This is a genomic window from Rhodococcus sp. p52, assembly GCF_000763325.2.
In the GTDB taxonomy this organism is placed as follows: Bacteria; Actinomycetota; Actinomycetes; order Mycobacteriales; family Mycobacteriaceae; genus Rhodococcus; species Rhodococcus pyridinivorans.
In genome coordinates, this window is record NZ_CP016819.1 from 2,117,426 (window position 1) to 2,143,765 (window position 26,340).

Genomic DNA, 26,340 nt, shown 5'->3' on the forward strand with positions numbered 1-26,340 from the left:
CGTCCCGCTCGTGCCGTATCACACGGACGAGCGGAACGTGCGGTTCCGGAGGGGTTCAGCGCTTGCCTCCACCGAGAAGTCCCCCGAGGAGACCGCCGAGTCCACCACCCGAACTGCCGCCGAGCACGCTGCCGAGGACGTCGCCGATCCCACCGCCGGAGCCGACCGATCCACCACCGGCGTTCTTCAGCAGACCCCCGAGGAGATCGGCGAGACCTCCGCCCTGCGGAGCGCTCGCGGTGTTCGTTCCCGCACCGCCACCGATCTGCTTGGCGAGATAGGACAGCACGATGGGGGCGATGATCGGCAGGACCTTGGCGATCAGATCGTTCCCACCGGCGCCGTTCACGGAACCGAGGGTCGAGATCACCTGATCCTTCTTGTCGCCGAAGACATTGGAGACGATCCTGTCGCCGTCCTCGGTGTCGATCCCGTCGACGTCGACCTGACCTTCGGCCAGGTTCGACTCGGAGTGCTTGCCCAGCGCGGAGAGCAGCGAGGCCGCCCCGGTCGGATTCTGGGCGTTGGCGTCGAGACCACCGACGAGGGTGGGGAGTGCGGCGCGGACGGCCGTCTCCGCCGTCGCGTTGTCGACACCGAGTCGCTGCGCCACCTGGTCGACGGGAATGCGGGACATCAGATCGTCGAGACTTGCCATCGTTCCTGCCTTGGCTCGTGGGTGCCCCGAAGTGGCCACCCGGTGCCGAGAGGGTATCGGGACGAAGCCCGTTGCAGCGGGAGGCGTCAGTCGAGCGAGGCGGCGCTCGTCGGCGAACGGCGCAACGCGATCAGGCAACACAGCAGTGCGACGAGCGTGCCGCTGAGCAGGAGCACTGTCCCGTTCTGATTGGTCAGGGTCGTACTGCGGTTGAGTTCGACGTACTCGCCGTGGGTCTGGAACAGACGCGTCCAGAACACCGCGGCCGTCGCGACACCGATCAGCGTCCCGGCCCAGCCGACGGCCACCGAGTCGAACAGTGCGGCAGCGAGGAGCAGGATCGCGGCCACGACCAGCGGTACCGCGAGGGACTCGTACAGCGGTAGACCCGGGACCGCGACACCGGCGAGATCGCCCTCGGGGAAACCGTCGCGCAGCGCCGACAGGGGAATCTCGGTGGGTCGTATTCCACCGACCACCGGCAACACCGACCCGATTCCCAGAGCGACGGCGGCCAGGAACAGGCCCAGGTCCACGAAACTGCGCATGTTCCTCCCCGGACGATGAACATTCGATTACCCCTGCGGCTCACCGTATACAAAGACGGGCAACCGCACCGGGTGAAATTCGCAGTGCGAAGAGACCTGCCCGAATGCACTGCTCCGAATGCGGTGGTCCGTAGGGTGAGATGCGCACGGCAGGTGCACATGGACCGATCGGCCAGGAAGGTTCGAAATGACGGACATGAATGTCGACGAGACCGGTTCGCGGAAAGGCTTGCCGCCGTGGGCGAAGAAGACCATCGCCGTGGTCGTGGCGCTGATCGTGCTCGTCATCGCCTACTACACCCTGGCGGCGTTCGTTCCTCGCTGGTGGGCGCAGCGGATCGCAAACCTCGCCGAGGGCGGCTTCGCGCGCGGAGTGCTGTGGGGTCTGCTCTTCGGCATCCTGTGCACGGCGATCCCCATCGCGCTGCTCGCGTGGATCTGGCAGGTCCGCAACTGGCGGTACAGCCGCGGGCTGCAGATCACCTTCGGCGTGCTCGCGCTGGTGGTCGCCCTGCCGAACCTCATGACCCTGGCGGTCGTGCTGGGTACGGGGAACGGTGCGCACGCGGGGGAGCGGATCCTCGACGTGGACGCGCCCGGCTTCCGCGGCGCCACGCTGATCGGCGCGATCGTCGGAGCTCTGTTCGCGGTGATCTTCGTCGTCGCGCTCACCCGCTACCGCAAGCGCGGACGTGATCTGAAGCAGGCCCGCACGGATCTCGAGCAGCGCCGGATCGAGCAGGAGCGCCTCGAGGCGCGCCGTGAGGCGGAGAAGGAACTCGGCCGGAACACCGACGACGTCCCGCCCGGCTCCCACCGTCTCTGACGAAGGACCCGGACTCCGACGAAGGACCGTGGGACGTTCCGGAACGACGAACGCCGGCGTCGTGTACGACGCCGGCGTTGCCGGTGCCCCCAGTAGGGCTCGAACCTACGACCTGCGGATTAAAAGTCCGTAGCTCTACCAACTGAGCTATAGGGGCATGGGCGCACAGTGTAACCACACCGCAGTGATCAGACCGCATGGTCCGGTGACCACATCACAGGGTGAGCCACGCTGCGCGATCGATGATATCGGACATCCGGCGGTGCGGACGCCACCCGTGACGAATGGAAAGAGGCTCGGGTGCCCACCCCCTGCTCCGCACCCGAGCCGGACAAAGCGTACCACTCGGTGTGTTCTGTGGAAACCCGGGTGTCGGGGGTGGAGTTTCACATTTCACCCGGTGGAACACGGCCTGGAAGCGGGGTTGTGAGGGGGCAGACTAGAGTTGTCTCGTGGGGGAACACAGGAACGTGGAAGGCCGAATTTCCCCATGCCTCGTCAACAGGAGCGTGCGCGTCGTACGCGGGCTGCGATCGTCCGATCGGCAGCCACCGAATTCGCGCGGCGAGGGTTCGCCGCAGCATCGATCAACGCCATCCTCGAGCAGTCGAACGCCACCAAGGGTGCGATGTACTTTCACTTCGCGTCCAAGGAGGATCTGGCCCGGGCGGTGCTCGACGAAGGACTCGAGCACTACCGTGCCATCGTCGGCAGGTGGATGGACGTCCCCGATCTCGACCCCTTCGAGCGGCTGCACGGTCTCGTCGGTGATCTCGGTGCGGCTCTGCACGACGACGTGGTCATCGCCGCGGAGTTCCGTCTGGTCACCGAACCCGAGTTCGCGGAGGAGGTCAGGCTGCGCGGCAGCGTCCTGTGGGGGCGGGCCGGCTACCAGCTGGCGCGCGAAGCGCAGGAGAAGGGCCTGTTCCGGCCCGATGTCGACCTCCAGCGTTTCGTCGAGGCCATCGCGTCGTCACTCGCCGGTCAACGCTATCTCGCCGACCTCACGTCGCCGGAGACCGACGTCCGCGCCCGTTTCGAGGCCTGCGTGGAGGTGCCGCTCGAGGCGATGGCATCGGAGCAGTGGCTCGCGCAGTGGCGGGAGAAGGGCTGGCCGAGCAGGCCCAACAACGACGAATCAGCCACTTGACCTGCTGATTTGTGATTCGCGAATGCCGTGGCATAAGCTGTCCAAGCTCCCAACGGAACGCCAAACCCGTTGAGGGTGCGGTTCGGAGAAATCCGATCGGGCCCCCTTCGTCTAGCGGCCTAGGACGCCGCCCTTTCAAGGCGGTAGCGCGGGTTCGAATCCCGTAGGGGGTACGCTTCGACCTCGTCGAAGTGTGCAGTATCTTGGTGTGAGAAGTGAATATATATGGCCCTGTGGCGCAGTTGGTTAGCGCGCCGCCCTGTCACGGCGGAGGTCGCGGGTTCGAGTCCCGTCAGGGTCGCTCCAGAGTTTCGATCGGCATTCGGTTCGGGTGCCGTCCGGCCAGGTAGCTCAGTTGGTACGAGCGTCCGCCTGAAAAGCGGAAGGTCGCCGGTTCGATCCCGGCCCTGGCCACCACGGTTGTCCGGCGAACAACCATCAATTTCATATCTTCGACCCACCGGTTGCGGTGGGTCGAGCTGTGGGAACTCCGGTTCCTCATGGCCCTGTGGCGCAGTTGGTTAGCGCGCCGCCCTGTCACGGCGGAGGTCGCGGGTTCGAGTCCCGTCAGGGTCGCTCCAGGCGAAGCCCCGGCATCACATCGATACCGGGGCTTCGTCGTCGTCACCTGTTCGCGGTCCGGTGTCTGCGTCGTGGTCCCACTCGTATCGCCGATCCGCACCGGGTGCGGTCCGGCTCGCTATCGTGAGGACACAAAACATGTTCTAGTGTGTGCCCTACACAACTAGTGGACATCTGTCCGAGTGACCTGGCCCTCCGAGCGAACCCCGAGGTGGAATGTGCGCGTAGCTCTGTTGTCGTACCGGAGCAAGCCGCATTGTGGGGGTCAGGGGGTCTACGTCCGCCATCTCAGTCGCGAACTCGTCGCCCAGGGGCACACCGTCGAGGTGTTCTCCGGGCAGCCGTACCCCGAGCTCGACCCCGGCGTGACGCTCACGAAGGTGCCCAGTCTCGATCTCTACCGCGACGACGATCCGTTCCGCACCCCGAAGCTGGGTGAGTACCGCGACTGGATCGACGTCCTCGAGGTCGCCACCATGTGGACCGCCGGTTTCCCCGAACCACGCACCTTCGGTCTGCGCGCCGCACGACTGCTGCGCGACCGCCTCGGCGACTTCGACGTCGTGCACGACAACCAGTCGCTCGCGTCCGGCTTGCTGCGCATCGCCGAGGACCTTCCTCTCGTCGCGACGATCCACCATCCGATCACCCGCGACCGCGAACTCGATCTCGCCTCCGCGACCACCCTCAGCCGTAAGGTCACGCTCCGGCGCTGGTACGGATTCCTGCGCATGCAGGAGAAGGTGGCCCAGCAGATTCCCACGCTGCTCACGGTGTCGGAGAACTCGGCCGACGACATCCGCACCGCCTTCGGGATCGAATCCGAACGCATCCACACGATCCCACTCGGCGTGAACACGGAGGTGTTCGCGCCGCGGAAGGACGAGCGAGTTCCCGGTCGGATCGTCTGCGTCGCGAGCGCCGACGCCCCGCTCAAGGGTGTTCCCACCCTGCTCGAGGCGGTCGCGAAGCTGCGCACCGAACGCGAGATCGAACTGGTCCTCGTCTCGAAACTCGCCCCGGGCGGCGCCACCGAGAAGCTCATCGACGAACTCGCGATCGGCGACGTCGTGCGCACCGTCTCCGGGATCGACGACACCGAACTCGCCGACCTGCTCGCCTCCGCCGAGATCGCGGCGGTGCCGTCGCTGTACGAGGGATTCTCGCTGCCGGCCATCGAGGCGATGTCGTGCGGAACACCGCTCGTCGCGAGCCGCGCCGGGGCCATCCCCGAGGTCGTCGGGGACGCCGGTCGGCTGGTGCCTCCGGGCGACGCCGAACAGCTTGCAGCAGGGCTCGCGGGCCTGTTCGACGACCCGGCCGAGCGTCGGCGTCTCGGCACGAAGGGCCGCGAGCGTGTGCTCGAACGCTACAGCTGGGCGGCCGTGGCCGCGCAGACCGCCGCGATCTATGACAAGGCGATCGCCGCGCATCGAGAGGGGAAGAACGGATGCTGACCGTCGACTTCGACCGCCTGGGCGTCGTACCGGGGATACGCGCTCTCGACATCGGGGCCGGCGCGGGGCGCCACTCCTTCGAGCTGTACCGCCGCGGCGCGGATGTCGTCGCCTTCGACCAGAACGCCGACGACATGAAGGCCGTCGCCGACATGTTCGTCGCGATGGAACTCGAAGGCGAGGTCCCCGAGGGTGCGCTGGCCCGGGCCGAGGTCGGCGACGCGCTCGCGCTGCCGTACGACGACGCGACCTTCGATCTCGTGCTCATCTCCGAGGTGCTCGAGCACGTGCCGGAGGACGAGCGGGCCATCGCCGAACTCGTCCGGGTCCTCAAACCCGGTGGTGTCGCGGCCGTGACCGTGCCGCGCTGGCTGCCGGAAAAGATCTGCTGGGCCCTGTCGGACGCCTACCACGAGGTGGAGGGCGGGCACATCCGCATCTACAAGGCCGACGAACTCGCCGCGAAACTCGCCTCAGCCGGTCTGACGGTCTCGGGCACCGACCACGCCCACGCACTGCACGCACCGTACTGGTGGCTCAAGTGCGCCGTCGGCGTCGACAACGACGACAATCCGCTGACGAAGGCGTACCACCGGCTGCTGGTCTGGGATCTTATGAAGGCCCCGTGGATCACTCGCACGGCCGAGAAGATCCTCGATCCCGTCATCGGGAAGAGTGTCGTGTTCTACCTCGAGAAGCCGGGAAACGCCGGTGCGGCGCGGTGAATCCGCGCGCGTGACGGTGCCGTCGGTGCCGGGTGTGCTGTCGCCGGAACAGAGCCTGGCGACGGGCCGGGCCATCGCGCGGATGCAGGAGCCCTCGGGCGCCGTCCCGTGGTTCCCCGGTGGGCACATCGACCCGTGGGATCACATCGAATCCGCGATGGCGTTGACCGTCATCGGTTTACGCGAAGAGGCGGACGCCGCCTTCGAGTGGTCGCGGCGGACGCAGCGCGCCGACGGGTCGTGGCCCTTCCAGTTCCGGGGCGACATCGTCGAGAACCACGACACCGACAGCAATTTCACGGCCTACATCGCCGTTGGCGTATGGCACCACCATCTCGTGACGGGTGATCGCGGGTTCGTCGAGCACATGTGGCCGACGGTGCGGGCAGCGCTCGACCTCGTGGTCGACATGCAGTTGCCGGGCGGCCAGATCTCCTGGGCGCGAGGCGACGGCGGGATGTTCGACGAAGCGCTGCTCACAGGCTGTTCGAGTATCCACCAGAGCCTGTGGTGCGGTCTGCGGATCGCCGATCTGATCGGTGAGGCGCAACCCGAATGGGAGGTCGCGCTGATCCGTCTCGGCCACGCTCTGCGTCGGCATCCCGAGGCGTTCACGCCCAAGCCCGAGTACTCGATGGACTGGTACTACCCGATCCTCGGGGGAGCGGTGCGCGGCACCGATGCGCACGAACGGATCCGCGAACGCTGGTCGGATTTCGTCGTCGACGGTCTCGGGATCCGGTGCGTCGACCATCGTCCGTGGGTCACCGGAGCCGAGACGTGCGAACTGGTCCTGGCGCTCGACGCACTCGGCCACGCCGGGCGTGCCCGCGAATTGTTCGCGGCCATGCAGCATCTGCGCGACCCGGACGGTTCGTACTGGACCGGTCTGGTCTACGCCGACGGCAAGCGCTGGCCGGTGGAGGTCAGTTCCTGGACCAGCGCAGCGGTGATCCTCGCCGCCGACGCGCTCTCGCGCACGACGGGAGGAAACGCGATCTTCCGGGATGCGGCGGCACCCGCCGACCAGGTGGGCGCCGACCGCTGCACCGAGCGTTGCCCGGTGCTCGTCCGGTAGTTCAGCTGCCGGGCCGTGATCCGACCGTGCCGGCGGTGCGTTGGAGAACCCGCAGCGAGGACGTCACCGACTTCTCGACGAACTCCCCGCTCTCCAGTGCGAGACAGTAGATCTCGTACGGAGGCCGGCCGCCGTCCTTCGGGTCGGGGAAGACGTCGTGGATGATCAGGGCGCCGCCGATGCGCACCCATCTCGCCCAGCCGTCGTAGTCCGCCCGGGCCGCCTCGCTGCTGTGTCCGCCGTCGATGAACACGAACGAGGCGGGGGGGCGCCAGAACGACGCCACCACAGGAGAATTGCCGACCACCGCGACGACGTGCGATTCGAGGTCGCCGTCGGCGAGAGTGTGCCGCAGTGCGCCGACCGTGTCGAGGCGGCCGGTGTGCGGGTCGACCAGCGACGGATCGTGGTAATCCCAGCCGGGCTGATGCTCCTCCGAACCGTGGTGGTGGTCGACGGTGACGATGGTGCCGCCGGTCGCCTTGGCCGCAGCGCCGAGATACACGGTCGAGCGGCCGCAGTAGGTGCCGATCTCGACGCCGACGCCGTCACCGAGATACTGCACCGCAGCCTCGTGCAGTGCGGTTCCCTCGTCCTGGGGCATGAAACCCGGTGTCGCCTCAGCGAGTTCGATCGCCTCACGGGGCAGGGTGGTGCGGGACATCGGATGGATCTCCGTTCTTCTCGCGTGATGCGGTGTATCCCGAGCACCCTACCGACCGGTCGCGGCGTCCGATGCTCTCGGACACGACGGTGAGACTGTCGAGATCGCGGATCGCGGCGCACGACCGCTCGACCATCACCGCGAACGTGCGGTCGCCGCGCTCGGTCCTCGTGGCGATCCGGCCCGTTCCGATCCGCTCGACCTGCACGTGCGTACCGTGCCACTGAGCACGGCCGAGAGTCGTTCGGGAGTCAGGTCGTCCACCGACAACTACAGATCGGTCATCGTGCGCTCCGGCCGGGGTTTGCGGGTAGAGGTGCGAAACGCTCGGGGTCGCGGGTCGTCCGCCACGCGGCGGCGACCGGGGCGAGCTCGGTGGGCTTGGCGCCGTTTCGGTGGGCGCCGCGTCGATCGGTCCGGAATGAGCACGGACCTGCGCGTCGTCCCTGAAACGGTGCAGTACCTGAGGATCCCAGCTGTTCGCACGCACGAGCACGTCACCACAGCCCTGCAGGTAGGTCGCGAGCCGTCCGGTCAGCTTCCGCGAACGAAAGATCCTCGGGCGTCGACTCGTCGACGGTCGCGAGGACCGACCAGATGCGATCTGTCGACCGGGCTACGACGGGACACGCCGTGCCGCCGCCACCGGACTCGTTGTACGGGGGACTGACGGAGATCACCGCGAATCTCCCACCTCGGCGAGCCAATGCGCGGTGATCGCTGTTTCATAGGCCATGACCACGGCTGTGGTCAGTGGATGTTCGGTATCCCGCGGTCGGCACAACGATTGGGGTCTCGGTTCAAGAACCGATTCCATCCGTTCCACAGTTCGTCGATGAGCTCGAGGAGCCGTTCACGAGAAGGCGTGAACTGGGTACTGGTTGTCATGGGCGGTGATCCTAGGAATGTGAACCGTCAGGTTCTGTGGGAGGAGGTTCTGCCCTGACCGGATGTGGCAAGACGATTTGCCGGCTGATTCGATCAGTGTCAATATTGATGGGTGTCGATTCAAACTGATAGTGGTGACCTCTGCTGCGCACCACTGGTACGGGAACCTCTGACGGAGGACTGGGCCGCAGACCTGGCCCGGATGTTCAAGGCGATCGGAGACCCGGTACGCCTACGGCTGCTCAGCCTGATCGCCAGCCATGAGGGCGGCGAAAGCTGTGTCTGCGACATCAGCCCGGCCTTCGACCTGTCCCAGCCGACCATCTCGCATCACCTCAAGGTGCTGCGCGAGGCCGGCCTGCTCGACTGCGAACGCCGTGGCACCTGGGTGTACTACCGGGTGATCCCGTCAGCCCTGGCGCAGTTGTCGGCCGTGCTCTCCGCCGAGGTAGGGGTGTTGCCGGGTTCGGGCTGTGCCCCGGCCAGCGATGCCGTGGAGTCGGCCCGATGACCGCGACGAACACCGAACACCCGGCTGTCGTCGGGAAGATGTCAACCCTCGACCGGTATCTGGCCGTGTGGATCGGCGCCGCCATCGTGGTGGGTCTGTTGCTCGGCCGCCTGATCCCCGGACTGGGTGAAGCGTTGAGTTTCATCGAGATCGACGGCATCTCCCTGCCGATCGCCCTCGGTCTGCTGATCATGATGTACCCGGTGCTGGCGAAGGTGCGCTACGACCGCCTCGACACCGTCACCGGCGACCGCAAACTGCTGGTCTCGTCGCTGATCCTCAACTGGATCCTCGGACCCGCACTGATGTTCGCACTCGCCTGGCTGATGCTGCCGGATCTGCCCGAGTACCGCACCGGCCTGATCATCGTCGGTCTCGCCCGGTGCATCGCCATGGTCATCATCTGGAACGACCTCGCCTGCGGCGACCGGGAAGCCGCGGCGGTGCTGGTGGCGATCAACTCGGTGTTCCAGGTGATCATGTTCGCCGTGCTCGGCTGGTTCTACCTGTCGGTGCTCCCCGGCTGGCTCGGCCTCGAACAGGCCGCCCTGGACGTATCGCCATGGCAGATCGCCAAATCGGTGCTGATCTTCCTCGGCATTCCCCTGGTCGCAGGGTTCCTCACCCGACACTTCGGCGAGAAGGCCAAGGGCCGCACCTGGTACGAGGACACCTTCCTGCCGAAGATCGGACCGTGGGCCCTGTACGGGTTGCTGTTCACCATCGTGATCCTGTTCGCCTTGCAGGGCGAGCAGATCACCTCCCGCCCGCTGGACGTGGTGAGGATCGCGCTGCCGCTGCTGGCGTACTTCGCGATCATGTGGGTCGGCGGATACCTGTTCGGCGCCGCGATCGGCCTCGGCTACGAACGCACCACCACCCTCGCGTTCACCGCGGCGGGTAACAACTTCGAGCTCGCCATCGCCGTGGCGATCGGCACCTTCGGCGTGACCTCCGGGCAGGCCCTGGCCGGGGTGGTCGGACCGCTCATCGAGGTTCCCGTCCTGGTCGCCCTGGTCTACGTCTCCCTCGCCCTACGGAAGCGCTTCACCCGTCATGAGTCGGCGCAGGTGCCGGCGCCACGAAAGGTCTGATCCGTGAGCACACCGAGTGTGTTGTTCGTCTGTGTCCACAACGCCGGCCGCTCGCAGATGGCCGCCGGGTTCCTCACCGCTCTGGCCGGGGACCGGATCGAGGTGCGTTCGGCCGGCAGCGCCCCGGCCGAACAGGTGAACCCGGCCGCGGTCGCGGCGATGGCCGAGGTAGGCATCGACATCTCTACCGAGAACCCGAAGATCCTCACCACCGCGGCGGTGCAGGCATCGGATGTGGTCATCACGATGGGCTGCGGGGACACCTGCCCGGTCTTTCCCGGCACGTCCTACCGCGACTGGGTGCTCGACGACCCGGCCGGGCAGGGCCTCGAGGCGGTGCGTCCGATCCGCGATGAGATCCGCGCCAAGGTCGAAGCCCTCATCGCCGAGCTGACCGCCCCGCCCACCCCGCGCTGACCCGAGGCTCTCCGATGACGAACGTCGATGTCGTGGTGATCGGCGGTGGGCAGGCGGGGCTGGCTGCCGGCTACTACCTGCGCCGGGCCGGGCACCGCTTCGTGATCCTCGACGACCAGGAACGGCCAGGTGGGGCGTGGCCGCACATGTGGTCCTCGCTGCATCTGTTCTCCCCGGCGGAATTCGCATCCCTGCCCGGGTGGCCGATGCCCCGCTGGCCGGACGGATTCCCGCCGGCACGGCATGTCGTCGACTATCTCACCGCCTACGAAACCCGCTACGGCCTGCCGATCGAGCGGCCGGTGCGGGTGCAGGCGGTACGCCGCGACGGCCCTGATCTGCTGGTCGACACCGACCGCGGGCAGTGGCGGGCGCGGCGGGTGATCAGCGCCACCGGTACCTGGCAGCGACCGTTTCTGCCGAGCTATCCGGGCATAAATGTGTTCACCGGGCGGCAGTTGCACACCGTCGACTACCGTAGCGCGGCCGAGTTCACCGGCTCGGACGTCGTAGTGGTCGGGGGGGGCAACTCCGCGGCTCAACTCGTCGCCGAGATCTCCACCACCGCGAGAACCATCTGGGTCACCAACCGGCCCCCGCGGTTCCTGCCGGATGGCGTCGACGGCCGGGCCTTGTTCGAGCTCGCCTCCCGCCGTGCAGTGGCCCTGGCTGCCGGACGGACTGATCCCGGCGGCATCGCCGCCCTGGGGGACATCGTGATGGTCCCGGAGGTGCTTGCCGCCCGTGAGCGCGGCGTCTTGACCGCGCTGCCGATGTTCGATCGGCTCACCGTCGACGGCATCGCCTGGGGTGAGCGTCACCAGCGGGCTGATGTCGTGGTGTGGGCGACGGGATTTCGGCCCGCCCTCGCACACCTGCGCCCGTTGCGGCTGCGCGATCACACCGGCACGGTGCCGGTCGCCGGCACCCGCGCACTCAAGGAACCGCGCCTGCACCTGCTCGGCTACGGCGACTGGACCGGACCCGGTTCGGCCACCCTCCTCGGCGTCGGCCGCACCGCCAAGGCCGCTGTCGCCGACCTCGACCTCGACCTCGACACCCGACCTGCGTGAAAGGACCTCGACCGTGAGCACACCCTCGGTGCTGTTCGTCTGTGTGAAGAACGGCGGAAAATCCCAGATGGCCGCCGGCCTGATGCGGGCCGCCGCCGGCGACACCGTCGCGGTGCACTCCGCCGGTACGAAGCCCGGCACCAGTATCAATGCCCTGGCGGCCGAAGTGCTCCTCGAAGTCGGTGTCGACATCGCGGGCGAGACTCCGACACTGGTCGACCCCCAGCTGGTTCGGGACGTCGATCTCGTGGTCACCCTCGGCCGCGAAGCCCGTCTCGATCCGGTGGCCGGGACACGGTTCGAGAACTGGGACACCGACGAGCCGTCCGAGCGCGGCATCGACGGCATCGAACGGATGCGGTTGGTCCGCGACGACATCGCCGCTCGTGTCACCGACCTTGCCGACCGGCTCCGTCGCTGAAGACACCGATGTCGGCCATCCGAATCCGGTGGCCGACATCGAGGGGTGTTGTTCAGCAGCAGGACGGTGCGGCTGGCGCCTCCTGCTTGTCCTCGGTCGGGGCGGCGGCGGTGCCGCAGCACACGCCGCCCTCGGTGGCGGCCGAATCGTCGAGGTGCTGTGGGCTCGAGCCGAAGGTCTCCGAATCGGCGAGGACGGTGTAGACCTCCCACTTCTCCCCGGCCGGCCCGGTGACCCACACCTTGTCCTGGGTAGCGAAGCAGCAGGTGGTGCCGATCTCCTCATCGGTGAACAGCCCTTCGCCGGTCAGGCGGGCAATCTCGGCATGGACCTTCTCGCTCGATTCCACCTCCACGCCCAGGTGGTTGATGGTGCCGCCCTTGCCGGGGTTCTCCAGCAGCACGAGCTTGAGCGGCGGCTCGGCGATCGCGAAGTTCGCGTAGCCCGGCTTGACCTTGGCCGGTTCGGTGCCGAACAGCTTCGAGTAGAAGGCGACCGCTTCTTGCAGGTCGTCGACGTTGAGGGCGAGTTGTGCGCGGGACATGACATCCTCCACTTGTGTGACATATGTCGAAACTCTGGACGGGTACAGGATGCGCCACCTTTTCGACATATGTCAAGTAAGTGGATAAGCTCGAACCATGCCGAAAGCTCTGCCTGTGATCGACGTCAGCGCCCCGATCTGCTGCGAACCGGTTTCGGCCGCGCCGATGAGCGACAACGCAGCTCTCGAACTCGCCCTGCGGCTGAAGGCGCTGGCGGACCCGGTCCGCATCAAGCTCATGTCGATCCTGCTCACCGCCGACGACGGCGAAGTGTGCACCTGCGATCTCGCCACCGGCGTCGACCTGACCGAATCCACCGTCAGTCACCACCTCGGGCAACTGCGCAAGGCCGGCATGGTCGTATCCGAACGCCGCGGGATGAACGTCTTCTACCGCCCTCGCGCCGAGTCTCTCGAAGCCCTGCGGATGGTGCTGGACCCGAACTGTTGTCGCTGATCCCGACGTGGTGTCGATTACCTGCCATATGGCCCGGAAGGACGTACATCGAGCAGAAAATCGGGGGTTGGGCGCGCAGCGGCCTTGGTTGGGTCGCTGGTCCGGTGAAGACTGTGTGCAGGACGACGGCGTCGGCCACGCGTCCCGCCAGGTCGAGCGTGCGCTCGCCGAGCGCGACCATGAGGATCGGGATGCGGTCGACGTCCTCGGCGGTGCGTCGCAGATACGGGAAGTCGCCGGCTGGGCCGTGCCGGTCGACGACCGCGTCACCGCGCCACAGCGTCCGGAGCAGATCGACGGTGTCCTCGAGCCGCGCCGACGTCACGCGAGGCAGACCCATGAGAGCGAACAGCACGTCGAAGCCGCGGCCGAGCCCGAGGGCGTAGCGGCCGCGGCTCAACCGGTGCAGTGTGGTCGCCATCGTCGCTGTGACGAGGGGATGGCGGGTGTGCGGATTGGTCGCCGCGGTGCCGATCCCGAGCGTGCGGCTCGTCGCGGCGGCCGCACCGGCCAGCGCTGCTGCGTCCTTGGTGTCGAACCGTTCCGACAGGAAGGCCGAGCCGAGACCGATGCGTTCGGCGACGACGATCTCGTCGAGCAGCGCCTTCGGGTCGTCGGCGTGCCCGGCGAGGCCGTAGAATCCGAGTTCCGGACAGTCCGGCTCCGGTACGGATCCGCCGGGGATGCTCACGAGCGGGCCGCCGCCTTCCGTCGCTGCAGCACGCTGCCCACTGCGTTGTCGAGCTTCGAGCCCAGCGGCCAGCCCACGTAGTGGCACAGGAACAGGGCGATCTCGCGGAGCTGCTGCTCGTCGAGCTCCTCGTTCTTCAGCGCCGCTTCGATCTGGATTTCGGCGATGTCGGGGGCCCCCTGTGCGGTGAGTGCCCCGAGCAGCAGCAGTCGCCTATCACGAATGGTCAGCCCGGGCCGGGTCCAGATGTTCGCGAACAGGTGGTCGGCGGTGACGGCGAAGTGCTCACCGGGACCGTCCTGCATTTCCCAGCCGTAGACCTTGGACATCATCTCCAGGCCGCGGCGGCGGGTCTCGTCGGTCATGCGTGCTCCTTCCGGGAACGGGTCCGTGCGATCTCGCCCGTGCCGACTCCGAGGCCGGGGCCGAGGTCGGACAGCGCCCGGGCTCCGAGCGGCAGGGCGATTCCGAGGCGATCGCCGAGGTCCAGTGCCAGCGCGAGATCCTTCTCACCCAGGGCGCGCACGCGCGAGACGATCGGGAACCAGGAGTCGTCCTCTGCGAGGGGAGATGTGGTGTCGCGCCACATGATCGAACCGGCGCCGCCGGTGATCGCGTCGGTGTGCCGGACGACCCTGCCGAGCTCGGTGAGGTCGATGCCCGCGGCCTCGGCGAGTCGCTGTGCCTCCGTCGCCGCGGTGAACGCGATGAAGTGGAGCAGGTTGCGGGCGAGCTTCATCCGGGTTCCCGCGCCGACGGGACCGGCGTGCACGACCAGCGACGCGAAGGTGCCGAACGGTTCTTCGATCTTGGCGAAGCCGTCGTCGGTCGCGCCGACCATCACTGCGAGAGTGCCGTTCTTCGCACCGCCGGCGCCGCCGCTGACCGGTGCATCGACGAAGTCGACTCCCTTCTCGGCGCACTTCGCGGCGAGTTCGACGGCGGTGGTGTCGGAGATCGTCGAGTGCACCGCGACGACCGTGCCGGGCCGGGCCGTCGCGAGAAGTCCGTCCGGACCGGTGACGACGTCGCGGACCTGGGCGTCGTCGAGGACCGTCACGCACACGAGGTCGCAGTCGGCGGCCAGCTCCGCCGGGTTCGACGCCGCGGCGGCACCCTTGTCGGTGAACGGGCTCATCGCCTCGGGCACCACGTCGAGCACGGTGAGGCCTCCGGGTCGGGTGAACAGCCGCTCGGCCATCGGTGCCCCCATGTTGCCCAGCCCGATGTAACCGACCCGGCCGATCGTGGAGCCGGTCACGAGCGGATCACCTGCCCGCCGTCGACGTTGAAGATCTGCCCTGTGACCCAGGCGGCCTCGTCGGAGAGCAGGAACAGGCACATGCCGACGAGATCGTCGGGAGTGCCCATGCGCTTGAGCGGCAACTGCTTCACCATGTCGGCGACCATGTTCGCGGGGGTGGTGGTGCGGGTCGCCTCGGTGTCGATGGGGCCGGGGGCGATCGCGTTGATGCGGATGTTCGCCCCGCCGAGCTCGACGGCGAGTTGCTGGGTGAGACCGTTGATCCCGACCTTCGCGAGCCCGTAGAAACCCGAGTACAGCCAGGCCGCCGTCGACGACTGGTTGACGATCGCCCCGCCGTTCTTGGTCATGTGCGGCCACACTGCGCGGGTGACGTTGAGGGCGCCGTCGAGGTTCACGCTCATGAACTTCTTGTAGTAGTCCCACGGAACCGTCAGCAGCAGATCGAGTTTCATGCCGCCGTAGATGGCGGCATTGTTGACCACGTGGTCGATGCCGCCGTAGGTCTCGACGGTCGACACGGCGAGTGCCTCGGCGGAGGCGGGGTCGGAGACATCGACCGACGTGAAGCTCGCGATGCCGCCGTCGGCGACGATCTGTTTGGCAACCTGCTCGCCGAGTTCGGCATCGATATCGGCGACCACCACGTTCGCGCCCTCGGCGGCGAGCGCACGCGCGTACGCCTCGCCGATCCCCTGGGCGGCGCCGGTGACGATCGCGGTGCGACCGGTGAAACGTGCCATCGGAAAAGTCCTTTCGGAAGTTCGGGTCAGCTCGCGGGTTCGGCGACGAGCTTGGTCTCCAGGTATTCCTCGAAACCGGCCACACCCATCTCGCGGCCGATCCCGGACTGCTTGTAGCCCCCGAACGGGGCGTCGGCGGCGTACCAGATGCCGCCGTTGACGCCGAGCGTGCCGGTCCGTACACCTGCGACGATCCGCGCGATGCGGTCCGGATCGGTGCCGTACACCGAACCCGAGAGGCCGTAGGGGGAGTCGTTGGCGATGCGGATCGCGTCGTCGTCGCCGTCGTGAGGGATGATCACGAGCACCGGGCCGAAGATCTCCTCCCGCGCTGTACGCGCGGAGTTGTCGAGGCCGGCGATGAGGGTGGGTTCGACGAAGAATCCCCGCTCGTGTTCGGCGGGACGTCCGCCGCCGGTGACGATCGTGCCGCCTTCCTCGACGGCGAGGCGGATGAAGCCCTCCACCCGCTGTCGCTGCTTCTCGGAGATGAGCGGCCCGCACACCGTGCCGGGATCGCGCGGGTCGCCGGGCCGGATGCCGCTCATGGACTTCGCGGTCAGGGCCACCGCTTCGTCGTACCGTTCGCGGGGAACGAGCAGACGCGTGGTGATCGCGCAGCCCTGGCCGGCATGCGTGCACACGGTGAAGGCCGCCATCGAGCAGGCGCCGCGCAGGTCGGCGTCGTCGAGGACGATGAACGCCGACTTGCCGCCGAGTTCGAGGAAGACCTTCTTGAGGTTCTCTGAGGCCGCGCGCATCACGGCCCGGCCGGTCGCGGTGGAACCGGTGAACGAGATCAGGTCGACGCGCGGATCCTCGCTCAGCTGTGCGCCGAGCCTGTGGTCGCTCGAGGTGACGATGTTCAGCACTCCCGGCGGGATGTCGGTCTCCTCGGCCGCGATCCGCCCGACCAGGGCCGCACACCACGGGGTGTCTGGGGCGGGCTTGAGCACCACGGTGTTCCCGGCGGCGAGAGCGGGCCCGAGCTTGGCGAAGTTGATCTGGTGCGGGAAGTTCCACGGCGTGATCGCGCCGACGACCCCGACCGCTTCCTTGAGCAGATAGCGGTGGGTGGGGATACCCATGGGGGAGGCGTTGCCGAGATCCTGCGTCCACGCGTAACTTTCGGCGAGGTCGGCGAAGTAGAGCAGATCGTCGATGGGGCCTTCGAGATGCGCGGCGCTCGTGAGGAATCGGGGAGCGCCGACCTCGGCGATGGTGATCTCCCGCAGTTCCTCGATGTGCTCGCGCAGAGCGTCGCGCAACTGACGGAGGCAGCGGGCCCGGAAGGCGTGGTCGCGTGACCAGTCGGTGTCGTCGAAGGCGCGACGCGCGGCCGCGATCGCGGCGTCCATGTCGGTGGCGGTGCCCTCGGCCGCGTGGCCGAGCAGTTCTTCGGTGCTCGGATCGGTGATCGCGAAGGTGCCTCCGCTGCCGGGTACGAGCTTGCCGTCGATCAGAAGGGTGGAGCTGTCGGTAGGGCGAAGTGTCATCAGACGTTCCCTCGGTTCTGGACAGGTGTCTGGACTATAGTTCGGCGACGCGATCGAATGCAACGGTTCGTCCGAAACGGACGAAACCGGTGTCGTGTGCGAGGAATTCGACGAATCTCGCACACAACACCGGTCTCGACGAGGGTCCGGTGGTCTCCGGTCAGAACACGCGCAGTCCGAGGTGTCGCCGCGTGCGCAGATCGAGCAGATATGCCTTCCACAGCAACGGCCACACCCACGGCGTGACGCGGTGCAGGCGCCGGACCGCCACGAGATAGCGGTCGAAACGCCGCTGGTCGTCGGCGGTCCACGGGTAGTGCATGAGGTCGCGGAACTCCGGCGGCAGCGCACCGCGCGTGATCAGTTCGAACGACCTGCCGAGCACCCGGTGGATCCCGCGGCCCAGTCGTCCGAGACGCACCTCGAGGAACGCGAGATTGCAGAGTTCGGTGAGGTACTCGCGCACCTGCTCGTTCATGGAGATGTCGGTGACGCCGGCCTTCCACAGTTCCTCGTACTCCTCGCGGGTCGTGGGCCACGACTCCGGTCGGACGTTCAGTGTCGTCGCGAGGGTTGCGCCGTCGCGAAGGATGCGGGCGTACTGCTCCTCGGTGAGCGGGCCGCACAGGAATTCGTGCTGGTCGATGAAGTACTCGAGCAGGCAGACCGCGACCCACAACTGCAGGGCGGGGGAGATGGCGCTGTAGCGGACCTCCGCGCCGGGTGGCGACGTGACCCGCGCGTGGATCTTCCGCACCGACTCGCGGACGAAATCGCGGTCGGCGTCGTTACCGAACACCACGACCGCCAGATAGGTGCCGGTCGTGCGGGCCCGCTTGACCGGATGGAGATCGGCGCGGCCGGTATCGACCGTGCTGTCGACGACGCCCTGGCCGACGCCGGGATGGGCGAGCTGCATGATGACGTTGGCGGCGTTGATCGTGCCACCGAGCGGTGAGACGAGATCGCCGAGAGTGTCGATCGTCCGCATGACCCCTCCATCTGAAGACGGACGTGTTCAGTTGATGCGTGCCACTCTAGCGTGTCTTCGTGGGGTCGAGGGAGGCGCCGGCCAGAACTCCGCGCACGACCGCTTCGTAGATGCGGTCGAGATCGAGCTCGTCGCCCAGGAAGCCGCTGCTCTGGAGAACCGCGAAACCGTGCAGGGCGGCGAACATGCCGACCGCGGCCTCGAGCGTCTCCTCCTCCGGAACGCCGCAGGATGCGAGCATCGTTCGCAGAGCGACGTTGGCGTCCAGTGCGGCGGCGAGCAGACCGTCGCGATCGACCGGTGCAGTGGTCAATGCTTCGTAGCGGCGGGGATGTTCGACGGCCCAGATGTGGTGGGCGTCGATCAGCGCGCGCAACCCGTCGACGCCGCTGCGGCCCATCGCGACCTCCCGCAGATGCGCTCCGAGATCGCTCATCGCGCGGATCTGCACGGTCGCCCGCACATCGTCGAGATTGCGGACGTGGTTGTACAGCGAGGCCGTGACGATTCCCAAGCGCGACGAGAGGGTGCTCATCGTGAGCTGTTCCCATCCCAGCTCGTCGACGATCCCGAGCGCGGCTGCGACGACCTTGTCGCGGGTCAGTGTCCGCCGACGCACGGGTCGGGAGTTGTCGTCTGCCATGAAAGCAGTCTAAGGGGCTTCCATTCCAAACGAAGGTGAGTAGTTTGTAAACGAATACCATTCGTACAATCCCACGAGAGCGGCTTCATGACGACTTCACCCACAGATCTCAAGAACCCCGACGTCTTCGCCCAGGGGGTCCCGCACGGCTACTTCTCCGAACTCCGGCGCACCTGTCCGGTCCACCGCCAACCCGAGGAGGGCGGCGCAGGCTTCTGGGCCGTCACCCGGCACGCCGACGTCATCGCGGTCTCCCGCGACAGCACGACTTTCTCCTCGGCCCTCGGGACCACCCAGATCGACGATTTCGACGAGGAGACACGCCTGAAACAGGCGTCCATGCTGCTCAACCTCGATCCGCCGGAGCACACCCGCCTTCGGCAACTCGTGAGCCGTGGCTTCACCCCGCGCATGGTGAAGACGCTCGAGGAGCGTATCCGGCGGACGTGCGAACGCACCGTCGACGCCGCGATCGAGGCCGCACGCGACGGCACGGTGATCGACTTCGTCCCGGCGATCTCGGCTCCACTGCCGCTGGAGGTGATCGCAGCGCTGCTCGGCGCACCGGCCGAGGACGTCAGCAAGCTCTACGACTGGTCGAACCGCATGATCGGCTGGGACGACCCCGAATACGGCACCACCCAGGAGGACGGCGAGCTCGCCGCCGCCGAGATCTTCCTGTACGCCAACGAGATTGCCGCGCAACGACGCATCGAACCGCGCGACGACATCGTCTCGAAGCTGGGGTGTCCCGACGAGAACGGCGACACGCTCTCCGAGATGGAGTTCGACATGTTCTTCGTCCTGCTCGTCATCGCGGGCAACGAGACGACGCGCAACGCGATCTCGGGCGGGATGCAGGCCTTCGTCGATCATCCCGAACAATGGCGCCGGCTGCAGGACGATCCCGGTCTGATCGACAGCGCCGTGGAGGAGGTCCTGCGCTGGGTCACGCCCGTGGTCGGCTTCCGCCGCACGCCCACCTGTCCGGCCGCGATCGGCGACCAGCAGGTCGAACGGGGCGACAAGGTGATCGTCTACTACCCGAGCGCGAACCGCGACGAGGAGGTCTTCGACGACGCGCACGTCTTCGACATCGGGCGCGAGCACAATCCGCACGTCGCCTTCGGTGGGACGGGTGTGCACTTCTGCCTCGGGGCACATCTGGCGCGACTCGAACTGCGGATCATGTTCGAGACCCTCGCCGCCCGGATCGACCGGGTCGAGCCGGCGGGTGAACCGCGGCGGTTGCGATCGAATTTCATCAACGGCATCAAGTCCATGCCCGTCCGTATCCACCCCCGAGAGCGCTGAATTCGCCGAATGAACGCGCTGCGGGCATTGCCGACCCCCTCCAACCGTAGTAATGTCCAGACACGTGTCCAGAAACGTGAATCTCGAATCGACCCGTCGCCGCCTGACCGAGAAGCAGGCCGACACGGTTGCGAGGCTCACGCAGGCCGCGGTCGAGGTGCTCCGCGAGGAGGGATTCACGGGGTTGACGGTGCGTATGGTCGCCGCCCGCGCCGGTGTCGCCCCGGCCACCGCCTACACCTACTTCTCGTCGAAGGAACACCTCGTCGCCGAGGTGTTCTGGCGTCGCTTGGCCAACGCTCCCACGGCCGACGCCGAGAGCACGAGCCGTGCCGATCGGGTGGTCGCGGTGCTGCGGGGAATCGCGCTGTTGCTGGCCGACGAACCCGAACTCGCCGCCGCCGTCACCAATGCACTGCTCGGTCACGACCCCGATGTCGAACACCTGCGTGCGCGCATCGGACTCGACATCCGTCACCGGATCTCGGCAGCGCTCGGCGCCGACTCCGATCCCGACGAACTCGAAGCACTCGAACTGCTCTACGCCGGCGCGCTGGTCCGGGCCGGCATGGGCTACGGCACCTACGAGAAACTCGCCGACAGGCTGGAGACATCCGCCCGACTTCTATTGGAGTGAGCCATGATCCAGGCATCCCCGGGCTCCGCGTCGCACGCAGGGCCCGCTTCGCCCGATCCACCGACGCTCGGCCCCGTGATCTTCAACCCGTACGACTACGCCTTCCACGAAGATCCGTATCCCACCTACCGCCGCCTCCGTGAAGAGGCGCCGGTCTACCACAACCCCGACCTCGAGTTCTGGGCCCTGTCCCGTCACGCCGACGTCGTCGCGGCCTTCCGCGACAACACGCGACTCTCGAGTGCGAACGGTGTCTCGCTCGATCCGTCCGCCTACGGGCCCAACGCCCACAAGGTGATGTCCTTCCTCGCGATGGACGACCCGCGCCACATGCGCATGCGCCGGCTCGTCTCCAAGGGATTCACTCCGCGGCGCGTCGCCGACCTCGAGGAACGCATCCTCGAACTGACCCTGCGCTATCTCGAACCCGCTGCAGAAGCAGGGGAATTCGACTGGATCTCGGAGTTCGCAGGCAAGCTGCCCATGGACGTGATCTCCGAACTCATGGGCGTGCCCGAATCCGACCGCAGCGAGATCCGCCGTCTCGCCGACCTCGTCGTCCACCGCGAGGAGGGCGTGCTCGACGTGCCGGTCGCCGCGATGGAGGCATCGCTGCACCTCGTCGGCTACTACGCCGACATGCTCGCCGAACGCCGGAAGAAGGAGACCTCCGACCTCACGTCGGCGTTGCTGGCAGCCGAGATCGACGGCGACCGGCTCACCGACGACGAGATCATCGGGTTCATGTTCCTCATGGTGGTCGCGGGCAACGAGACCACCACGAAACTCCTCGGTAACGCCCTCTACTGGGGCGCGCACAACAAATCCGAGGTGGCGCAGGTCCTCCGCGATCCGGCTCGCGCACCGCAGTGGGTGGAGGAGACCCTCCGCTACGACACCTCGAGCCAGATCGTCGCCCGCACCGCCGTCGCCGATATCGAACTGCACGACGCCACCATCCGGTCCGGCGACAAGGTGCTGCTGCTCATCGGATCCGCCAACCGCGATTCCGACGTATTCGACACCGCCGACGACTTCCGCATCGGACGCGACAGCTCCCAGAAGATCGCCAGTTTCGGTGGGGGAGTGCATTTCTGCCTCGGTGCACATCTGGCCCGCCTCGAGGCGAACATCGCGCTCGAACAGTTCGCCCGGCGCGTCGCCGACTACGAGATCGACGAGGACCGCTGCGAACGTGTCCATTCCACCAACGTCCGAGGCTTCGCGGCCCTTCCTGTAGAGGTCACCGAACGACATGCCTAGATTCGAACCCCATCCCGAACGCCGTCCCGCGCTGGTCGCCGGAGCCTCCTCCGGAATCGGTACCGCCACCGCCTACGCGCTCGCCGAGGCCGGGCACCCCGTCGCGCTCGGGGCGCGCCGCGTGGAGGAGTGCGCGGCGATCGCGGAGAAGATCCGCGGTGAGGGCGGCGAGGCCTTCGCCCACTTCCTCGACGTGTCGTCCACCGAATCCGTCGACGAGTTCGTCACCGCAGCGGAAGAGGCTCTCGGCGCCGCGGAGATCGTCGTCTCGGGAGCGGGCGACATGGATTTCGCGCTGCCCCACGAGATGGACCCCGACCGGTTCGCCTTCCAGGTCAACGTGCACCTGATGGGCACCCAACGCCTGGCCCATCGCGTGCTCCCCGGCATGATCGAACGCAAGCGCGGCGACTTCGTCGTGATCGGATCCGACTGTGCCGTGCTTCCCCGGCCCTGGATGGGTGCCTACAACGCCGCCAAGACCGGCCTCGAAGCGCTCGTCCGCGAGATGCGGATGGAACTCGAGGGTACGGGTGTCCGCGCGTCGGTCGTGCGCCCCGGACCGACGCAGACCGGTGCCGGCATGACCGCGCCGGCGGAGGTGCTCGAACCGATGCTCGAAGACTGGGGCACATGGGGTTTCGCCCGACACCCCTACTTCCTTCGCGCATCCGACATCGCCGCAGCCGCGCTCTCGGTCGTCTCGGCCCCCCGCGGCGCCCACATCGTGCTCATCGAGGTTCAACCCGAAGCACCCCTGCGGAAGGACAATCCATGACCACACTCGTCGAGCCCCGGCGTGTGTCCGGCGGCGAACACGAACACGGCCACCTCGAGGAACTGCGCACCGATCCCATTGCGCTCATGCGCCGGGTGCGCGAGGAGTGCGGCGACGTCGGGGTCTTCCAGCTCGCCGACAAGAAGGTCGTACTCCTCTCCGGTGCGGAGGCCAACGAGTTCTTCTTCCGTGCCGCGGACGAGGATCTCGATCAGCAGGCCGCCTATCCGTTCATGAAGCCGGTCTTCGGTGAGGGTGTCGTCTTCGACGCCAGCCCCGAACGCCGCAAGGAGATGCTGCACAATTCGGCGCTGCGCGGCGAACAGATGCGCGGTCACGCGGCGACCATCGACCGCGAAGTGCAGGACATGGTCGCCCGGTGGGGCGACGAAGGCGAGATCGACCTGCTCGAATTCTTCGCCGAGCTGACCATCTACACGTCGTCGGCCTGCCTGATCGGCAAGAAGTTCCGCGACCAGCTCGACGGACGGTTCGCCCACCTCTACCACGACCTCGAGAAGGGCACCGACGCACTGGCCTTCGTCGATCCCTACGCGCCGATCGAGAGTTTCCGGCGACGCGACGAGGCCCGCCGCGGGCTTGTGGAGCTCGTGCAGGAGATCATGGACGGACGCATCGCGACCCCGCCGCAGGGCAAGGAGGACCGCGACATGCTCGACGTCCTCGTCTCGATCAAGGACGAGGACGGCAAGGAGCGGTTCAGTGCCGACGAGATCACCGGCATCTTCATCTCGATGATGTTCGCCGGCCACCACACCACCTCCGGCACGGCGGCCTGGGCGCTCATCGAACTGCTGCGCAACCCCGAGTGCATGCAGCAGGTCACGGCAGAACTCGACGTCCTGTACTCCGACGGCGAGAGCGTGAGCTTCCATGCACTGCGGCAGATCCCGGTACTCGAGGCGGTGCTCAAGGAGACGCTGCGCCTGCCCCCGCCGCTGATCCTGCTTCTTCGGGTCGCGCGCGACGACTTCGAGGTCGCCGGATACCGGATCTCGGAGGGCGATCTCGTGGGTGCGACACCGGCGATCTCCAACCGGATCCCGGAGGACTTCCCGGATCCCGACGCCTTCGATCCCGGCCGCTACATCGACCCCAACCAGGAGGACATCGTCAACCGGTGGACCTGGATCCCGTTCGGGGCGGGCCGGCACCGCTGTGTGGGAGCGGCGTTCGCGCTCATGCAGCTGAAGGCGATATTCTCGGTTCTGCTGCGCGACTTCGAGTTCGAACTGTCCCAGCCGCCCGAGACCTACCGCAACGATCACTCGAAGATGGTGGTCCAGCTCGAACAGCCGTGTGCTGTGCGGTACCGGCGTCGCACCCGCGCGGCGGCCGGCACCGGCACGGCAACGCAGGAGTGAGGTTCGGATGAGGATCGAAGCAGATCTCGATCTGTGTCAAGGACACGCGATGTGCTCGATGGAAGCCCCGGACGCCTTCACGGTCGCCAAACGGGGTGAGGTGGAGATCCTCCTCGACCCCGTGCCGGAGGAGATGCACGCCGACGTACGAGCAGCTGTGAAGTACTGCCCCACCCAAGCCCTTCGCATCGTCGAAGACTGAGGACCAGGAGACAGGATGGCCACATTCGATCGTGCCGAGCTCGACGAGATGATCACCCGCTGGGTCGACGCCAACAAACGCGCCGAGGCCGAAGGCGACTGGAAGCCTTTGGCCGACCTGTACACCGAGGACGCCACCTACGGCTGGAACTACGGTCCGAAGGACGAGTTCATGGCCGTGGGCCGCGAGGAGATCCGCGACCTCGCATTGGGCCAGGAGATGGACGGGCTCGAAGGCTGGCAGTATCCCTACCAGCAGTTCGTCGTCGACGAACGCTCCGGCGACGTGATCGGGTTCTGGAAGCAGATCGCCGACGCGACCCGCGAGAACGGCGAGCACTACTCCGTGCACGGCATCGGCGGGAGCTGGTTCCGGTACGGCGGCAACTTCCAGTGGTCGTGGCAGCGCGACTTCTTCGACTTCGGCAACGTCTCGCACCTGTTCCTCGAGATGATCACGGCGGATGCGCTGTCCGACGGCATGCAGAAGCGGATCGAGCGATCGACGGGGAAGAAGCGTCTTCCCGGCTGGTACCGGGTCGGCGAGTCGCCGGTTCCGTTGTGGTGACCGGCGTGGACACCGGCGGATCGTTCGCCGCGCTCTCCCGCACCGACCTCGCCGCGCTCGTCCCCGAACTGTTGCTGTGCGGTCAGCTCATCGACCGTTCGGGGATGGCGCATCTGATCTCGGCGTTCGGTCGGGAGGGCATGGCGGAGGTGGCCATCGAGGAATGGCAGGCGTCGTCGCCGTGGTACACGCGCCGCATGCAGCGTGCCCTGAAGTTCGAGGGCGACGACGTCGTCACCATCTTCAAGGGCATGCAACTCGATATCGGGGCGCCCCCGCAGTTCATGGACTTCCGCTATCGCGTCGACGACCGCGACCACGGCGAGTTCTCGCTCGACCATTGCGGGGCGCTGATGGACGTCGAGCCCCTCGGCGACGCCTACGTGACCGCGATGTGCCACGACATCGAGGACCCGACCTTCGACGCCACCGCGCTCGCCACCAATCCGCACGCCCGGGTCCGGCCGATCCATCGGCCGCCCCGCGCGCCGGCCGATCGGCACCCGCACTGCGCGTGGACGGTCACCATCGACCCCTCGTACGAACCACCGGCTGTCGCACCTCACACCGAAGCGCTCGGCCGGTCCGCGGCCGTGGCACTCGAGCTGAGCCCGATCGACCGCGACGGCGAAGGGAGACACGACTATTCGGGTCCCCTCCTCGCAGACCTCCGGTTCGACGAGTTCTCGAAGTCGGCCCTGGTACGCATCGCCGAGGAGGTGTGCCTGCAGCATCACCTGCTCGCTCTGGGCTTCCTCATGAGTGTGCGCAAGCGAACCGACGAGCAGTCCGCGATCGAGCTGACCCGCAAGCAGCTCACGGGTATCGCCGGCATCACGTCCGAGCGCATCCGTACCGCGCTGGGATTGCCGCGCTCGTTCGCCGGCCTGTCCGCGGTGCTCGACGTACACCCGATGCTGGCACCGGACCGGTATGTCGATCGGGTGATCTGTTTCGACGACGACGCGCTGGGTCTCCGGATCAACCGGCGAGGTGGCGCCTTCGACGACGGGTCCTGGCCCACTTTGATCGACCCCGAACACCTCGGTCCGCTCGACGCTCTGGTGCGCGGTGTGGACCCGCACTTCACCACCCGCCTGGTCTCCGCGACCGAAGAGGCTCTCGTCGTCGAGGTGTTCCGTGCCGAATCCCCGGCGAACGAGTGCGACGAGGTCGCCATCACGCGCTTCAGCACGGGTTCGTCCTTCGTCTTCGAAGATCGGGGAATCCCACTCCCGCTCACGGTTGTCTGACCACGCTCCAGGAGAGCCCT

General features: G+C 67.2%; 30 protein-coding genes, 5 tRNA genes and 1 pseudogene. 23 read left to right on the forward strand and 13 right to left on the reverse strand.

Features of this window, described 5'->3' with window-relative positions:
• Nucleotides 1-55 precede the first annotated feature (55 nt).
• Nucleotides 56-658: a DUF937 domain-containing protein gene (locus tag IM25_RS09795; RefSeq protein ID WP_019290016.1), complete on the reverse strand. Its 603-nt coding sequence runs from the start codon at nucleotides 656-658 to the stop codon at nucleotides 56-58.
• An 86-nt stretch (nucleotides 659-744) separates the two neighbouring features.
• Nucleotides 745-1,206 (reverse strand): hypothetical protein, encoded by a 462-nt coding sequence (locus IM25_RS09800; RefSeq protein ID WP_006551784.1) that lies wholly within the window; start codon nucleotides 1,204-1,206, stop codon nucleotides 745-747.
• A 187-nt stretch (nucleotides 1,207-1,393) separates the two neighbouring features.
• Here IM25_RS09800 and IM25_RS09805 point away from each other — a divergent pair, with 187 nt between their 5' ends.
• Nucleotides 1,394-2,032 carry a hypothetical protein gene (locus IM25_RS09805; protein WP_024103026.1) on the forward strand — a complete coding sequence of 213 codons (639 nt, stop codon included), beginning with the start codon at nucleotides 1,394-1,396 and terminating at the stop codon, nucleotides 2,030-2,032.
• Nucleotides 2,033-2,116: 84 nt separating this feature from the next.
• Here the strand turns inward: IM25_RS09805 and IM25_RS09810 are convergent.
• Nucleotides 2,117-2,189, reverse strand: a tRNA-Lys gene (locus IM25_RS09810).
• Between the two features lie 333 nt (nucleotides 2,190-2,522).
• On the opposite strand from IM25_RS09810, the gene IM25_RS09815 reads away from it, so the two are divergent.
• The 8 genes from IM25_RS09815 (at nucleotide 2,523) to IM25_RS09850 (ending at nucleotide 7,024) form a co-directional block, all read left to right on the forward strand.
• Nucleotides 2,523-3,182 (forward strand): TetR/AcrR family transcriptional regulator, encoded by a 660-nt coding sequence (locus IM25_RS09815; RefSeq protein ID WP_006551782.1) that lies wholly within the window; start codon nucleotides 2,523-2,525, stop codon nucleotides 3,180-3,182.
• 100 nt (nucleotides 3,183-3,282) lie between these two features.
• Nucleotides 3,283-3,355, forward strand: a tRNA-Glu gene (locus tag IM25_RS09820).
• 54 nt (nucleotides 3,356-3,409) lie between these two features.
• Nucleotides 3,410-3,483: transfer RNA gene (locus IM25_RS09825), tRNA-Asp, on the forward strand.
• A gap of 39 nt (nucleotides 3,484-3,522) precedes the next feature.
• A tRNA-Phe gene (locus tag IM25_RS09830) sits at nucleotides 3,523-3,599 on the forward strand.
• Between the two features lie 85 nt (nucleotides 3,600-3,684).
• Nucleotides 3,685-3,758 (forward strand) — tRNA-Asp (locus IM25_RS09835).
• Between the two features lie 224 nt (nucleotides 3,759-3,982).
• Nucleotides 3,983-5,221 (forward strand): glycosyltransferase family 4 protein, encoded by a 1,239-nt coding sequence (locus tag IM25_RS09840; RefSeq protein ID WP_024103027.1) that lies wholly within the window; start codon nucleotides 3,983-3,985, stop codon nucleotides 5,219-5,221.
• Nucleotides 5,215-5,946, forward strand: a complete 732-nt coding sequence (locus IM25_RS09845; RefSeq protein WP_024103028.1) for a class I SAM-dependent methyltransferase — start codon at nucleotides 5,215-5,217, stop codon at nucleotides 5,944-5,946. Before IM25_RS09840 ends, IM25_RS09845 begins: the two co-directional genes overlap by 7 nt.
• Nucleotides 5,933-7,024, forward strand: coding sequence for a prenyltransferase (locus IM25_RS09850; RefSeq protein WP_033096822.1), 1,092 nt, complete (start codon nucleotides 5,933-5,935; stop codon nucleotides 7,022-7,024). The genes IM25_RS09845 and IM25_RS09850 overlap by 14 nt, the downstream gene beginning before the upstream one ends.
• A gap of 1 nt (nucleotide 7,025) precedes the next feature.
• Here the strand turns inward: IM25_RS09850 and IM25_RS09855 are convergent, their stop codons facing one another.
• Nucleotides 7,026-7,688, reverse strand: a complete 663-nt coding sequence (locus IM25_RS09855) for a class I SAM-dependent methyltransferase (RefSeq protein ID WP_065996002.1) — start codon at nucleotides 7,686-7,688, stop codon at nucleotides 7,026-7,028.
• The gene (locus tag IM25_RS09860; RefSeq protein ID WP_006551777.1) at nucleotides 7,663-7,896 is read right to left on the reverse strand and encodes a hypothetical protein; all 234 of its coding nucleotides are present in this window, start codon (nucleotides 7,894-7,896) and stop codon (nucleotides 7,663-7,665) included. Before IM25_RS09860 ends, IM25_RS09855 begins: the two co-directional genes overlap by 26 nt.
• A 792-nt stretch (nucleotides 7,897-8,688) precedes the next feature.
• Between IM25_RS09860 and IM25_RS09870 the strand changes: the two genes are divergently transcribed.
• Genes IM25_RS09870 through IM25_RS09890 form a run of 5 tightly spaced genes read left to right on the forward strand, consistent with a single transcriptional unit; the run spans nucleotide 8,689 to nucleotide 12,092 of the window.
• The gene (locus IM25_RS09870) at nucleotides 8,689-9,087 is read left to right on the forward strand and encodes an ArsR/SmtB family transcription factor (RefSeq protein ID WP_033096821.1); all 399 of its coding nucleotides are present in this window, start codon (nucleotides 8,689-8,691) and stop codon (nucleotides 9,085-9,087) included.
• Complete coding sequence (arsB, locus tag IM25_RS09875; protein WP_019290010.1) at nucleotides 9,084-10,181, forward strand: ACR3 family arsenite efflux transporter; 1,098 nt, start codon at nucleotides 9,084-9,086, stop codon at nucleotides 10,179-10,181. The genes IM25_RS09870 and arsB overlap by 4 nt, the downstream gene beginning before the upstream one ends.
• 57 nt (nucleotides 10,182-10,238) lie before the next feature.
• Nucleotides 10,239-10,598, forward strand: coding sequence for an arsenate reductase ArsC (locus IM25_RS09880; RefSeq protein WP_050993518.1), 360 nt, complete (start codon nucleotides 10,239-10,241; stop codon nucleotides 10,596-10,598).
• Nucleotides 10,599-10,612: 14 nt separating this feature from the next.
• Nucleotides 10,613-11,671 (forward strand): ArsO family NAD(P)H-dependent flavin-containing monooxygenase, encoded by a 1,059-nt coding sequence (locus IM25_RS09885; RefSeq protein WP_019290008.1) that lies wholly within the window; start codon nucleotides 10,613-10,615, stop codon nucleotides 11,669-11,671.
• Nucleotides 11,672-11,684: 13 nt separating this feature from the next.
• Complete coding sequence (locus IM25_RS09890; protein WP_033096819.1) at nucleotides 11,685-12,092, forward strand: arsenate-mycothiol transferase ArsC; 408 nt, start codon at nucleotides 11,685-11,687, stop codon at nucleotides 12,090-12,092.
• Nucleotides 12,093-12,144: 52 nt separating this feature from the next.
• Here IM25_RS09890 and IM25_RS09895 read toward each other — a convergent pair whose 3' ends face one another.
• Nucleotides 12,145-12,636 carry an ArsI/CadI family heavy metal resistance metalloenzyme gene (locus IM25_RS09895; RefSeq protein WP_033096961.1) on the reverse strand — a complete coding sequence of 164 codons (492 nt, stop codon included), beginning with the start codon at nucleotides 12,634-12,636 and terminating at the stop codon, nucleotides 12,145-12,147.
• Nucleotides 12,637-12,733: 97 nt separating this feature from the next.
• Here IM25_RS09895 and IM25_RS25410 point away from each other — a divergent pair, with 97 nt between their 5' ends.
• Nucleotides 12,734-13,093, forward strand: a complete 360-nt coding sequence (locus tag IM25_RS25410; RefSeq protein WP_006551768.1) for an Rv2640c family ArsR-like transcriptional regulator — start codon at nucleotides 12,734-12,736, stop codon at nucleotides 13,091-13,093.
• A gap of 118 nt (nucleotides 13,094-13,211) precedes the next feature.
• Here the strand turns inward: IM25_RS25410 and IM25_RS09905 are convergent.
• From IM25_RS09905 to IM25_RS09935, 7 genes and pseudogenes are all read right to left on the reverse strand, one after another.
• Nucleotides 13,212-13,871: pseudogene (locus IM25_RS09905) on the reverse strand (LLM class flavin-dependent oxidoreductase); the annotation flags it as partial.
• Nucleotides 13,781-14,149, reverse strand: coding sequence for a carboxymuconolactone decarboxylase family protein (locus IM25_RS09910; RefSeq protein WP_006551766.1), 369 nt, complete (start codon nucleotides 14,147-14,149; stop codon nucleotides 13,781-13,783). The gene IM25_RS09910 and the pseudogene IM25_RS09905, both read right to left, overlap by 91 nt.
• On the reverse strand, nucleotides 14,146-15,045 hold the full coding sequence (locus tag IM25_RS09915) for an NAD(P)-dependent oxidoreductase (RefSeq protein ID WP_006551765.1): 900 nt from the start codon (nucleotides 15,043-15,045) through the stop codon (nucleotides 14,146-14,148). The genes IM25_RS09910 and IM25_RS09915 overlap by 4 nt, the downstream gene beginning before the upstream one ends.
• The gene (locus IM25_RS09920; protein ID WP_065996003.1) at nucleotides 15,042-15,791 is read right to left on the reverse strand and encodes an SDR family oxidoreductase; all 750 of its coding nucleotides are present in this window, start codon (nucleotides 15,789-15,791) and stop codon (nucleotides 15,042-15,044) included. Before IM25_RS09920 ends, IM25_RS09915 begins: the two co-directional genes overlap by 4 nt.
• Nucleotides 15,792-15,817: 26 nt before the next feature.
• Nucleotides 15,818-17,287: an aldehyde dehydrogenase gene (locus tag IM25_RS09925; protein ID WP_006551763.1), complete on the reverse strand. Its 1,470-nt coding sequence runs from the start codon at nucleotides 17,285-17,287 to the stop codon at nucleotides 15,818-15,820.
• Nucleotides 17,288-17,447: 160 nt separating this feature from the next.
• Nucleotides 17,448-18,278, reverse strand: coding sequence for an oxygenase MpaB family protein (locus tag IM25_RS09930; protein ID WP_033096817.1), 831 nt, complete (start codon nucleotides 18,276-18,278; stop codon nucleotides 17,448-17,450).
• A gap of 46 nt (nucleotides 18,279-18,324) precedes the next feature.
• Nucleotides 18,325-18,921, reverse strand: a complete 597-nt coding sequence (locus IM25_RS09935; protein WP_019290002.1) for a TetR/AcrR family transcriptional regulator — start codon at nucleotides 18,919-18,921, stop codon at nucleotides 18,325-18,327.
• Between the two features lie 87 nt (nucleotides 18,922-19,008).
• Between IM25_RS09935 and IM25_RS09940 the strand changes: the two genes are divergently transcribed.
• From IM25_RS09940 to IM25_RS09975, 8 genes are all read left to right on the forward strand, one after another.
• Nucleotides 19,009-20,235 (forward strand): cytochrome P450, encoded by a 1,227-nt coding sequence (locus IM25_RS09940; RefSeq protein WP_033096816.1) that lies wholly within the window; start codon nucleotides 19,009-19,011, stop codon nucleotides 20,233-20,235.
• Between the two features lie 76 nt (nucleotides 20,236-20,311).
• Nucleotides 20,312-20,872 carry a TetR/AcrR family transcriptional regulator gene (locus IM25_RS09945; RefSeq protein WP_033096815.1) on the forward strand — a complete coding sequence of 187 codons (561 nt, stop codon included), beginning with the start codon at nucleotides 20,312-20,314 and terminating at the stop codon, nucleotides 20,870-20,872.
• Nucleotides 20,873-20,947: 75 nt separating this feature from the next.
• On the forward strand, nucleotides 20,948-22,135 hold the full coding sequence (locus IM25_RS09950) for a cytochrome P450 (RefSeq protein ID WP_006551758.1): 1,188 nt from the start codon (nucleotides 20,948-20,950) through the stop codon (nucleotides 22,133-22,135).
• Nucleotides 22,128-22,913 carry an SDR family oxidoreductase gene (locus IM25_RS09955; RefSeq protein WP_006551757.1) on the forward strand — a complete coding sequence of 262 codons (786 nt, stop codon included), beginning with the start codon at nucleotides 22,128-22,130 and terminating at the stop codon, nucleotides 22,911-22,913. Before IM25_RS09950 ends, IM25_RS09955 begins: the two co-directional genes overlap by 8 nt.
• A complete protein-coding gene (locus IM25_RS09960) occupies nucleotides 22,910-24,298 on the forward strand; it encodes a cytochrome P450 (RefSeq protein WP_065996004.1) in 1,389 nt (462 codons plus the stop codon). Before IM25_RS09955 ends, IM25_RS09960 begins: the two co-directional genes overlap by 4 nt.
• Nucleotides 24,299-24,305: 7 nt before the next feature.
• Entirely contained in the window at nucleotides 24,306-24,500 is a 195-nt protein-coding gene (locus tag IM25_RS09965) for a ferredoxin (protein ID WP_006551755.1), read from the forward strand.
• A gap of 15 nt (nucleotides 24,501-24,515) precedes the next feature.
• On the forward strand, nucleotides 24,516-25,067 hold the full coding sequence (locus tag IM25_RS09970) for a nuclear transport factor 2 family protein (protein ID WP_006551754.1): 552 nt from the start codon (nucleotides 24,516-24,518) through the stop codon (nucleotides 25,065-25,067).
• Nucleotides 25,061-26,320 (forward strand): hypothetical protein, encoded by a 1,260-nt coding sequence (locus tag IM25_RS09975; RefSeq protein WP_006551753.1) that lies wholly within the window; start codon nucleotides 25,061-25,063, stop codon nucleotides 26,318-26,320. The genes IM25_RS09970 and IM25_RS09975 overlap by 7 nt, the downstream gene beginning before the upstream one ends.
• The last annotated feature ends 20 nt before the right edge of the window (nucleotides 26,321-26,340 follow it).